The organism is Streptomyces capoamus, from assembly GCF_014654935.1.
GTDB classification, from domain to species: Bacteria; Actinomycetota; Actinomycetes; order Streptomycetales; family Streptomycetaceae; genus Streptomyces; species Streptomyces capoamus.
Genome location: NZ_BNBF01000022.1, coordinates 101,657 through 102,315 on the forward strand (window position 1 = coordinate 101,657; position 659 = coordinate 102,315).

Genomic DNA, 659 nt, shown 5'->3' on the forward strand with positions numbered 1-659 from the left:
CCTCGTCCGCGATGTACTTCTTGGCCTCGTCGGCGTTCTGGAACATCCAGCTCCTCCTACTCCCGACCGTCCGCGCCGGGGTGGTAGATCGTTCGTGCGGCCAGTGCGGTGGCACACGCTGGCCTCGACACTAGGGACGGGTGATTTCTCGGGCGTGACCCGTTTGTTTCGCAGAAGTTAACCAGCCACCCCTCCACGGTAGCCCCCGCCCACCCCTGCGCGTAGTGCCCGAAACCGGGCGCAGTACCGTGGACGGGTGGACAACAGGCAGGCAATCGGATCGTGGCTCTCCGGGCCGCGCGCGGCCATGGAAGAGGCGGGCGCCGACTTCGGGTACCGCGGTGAGCAGCTCGGTCTCCCCGAGTCGGGACCGAACTCGATCGCACGGCCCGGCAGGCGGCTCGGCGCCCTCGCCGTGGACTGGGCGCTGTGCGTCCTGATCGCATACGGCCTGATCACGCACGGCTACAGCCCCGCCACGAGCAACTGGGCGCTCGGTGTCTTCTTCGTCCTGAGCGCCCTGACCGTCGGCACGGTCGGCTTCACCCCGGGCAAGCGCCTCTTCGGCATCCGGGTCGTGGCCCTGGCGACCGGCACGGTCAACCCCGGGCGCGCCCTGCTGCGCACGTTCCTGCTCTGCCTGGCGGTCCCCGCCCTGG

Annotated in this window: 1 protein-coding gene; it reads left to right on the plus strand. The window is 70.0% G+C overall.

The window, feature by feature from the left end; genetic code table 11:
* Positions 1 to 256: 256 nt before the first annotated feature.
* The coding region (locus tag IE312_RS29395) for an RDD family protein (RefSeq protein ID WP_229900568.1) at positions 257 to 659 on the plus strand (403 nt) is incomplete at its 3' end.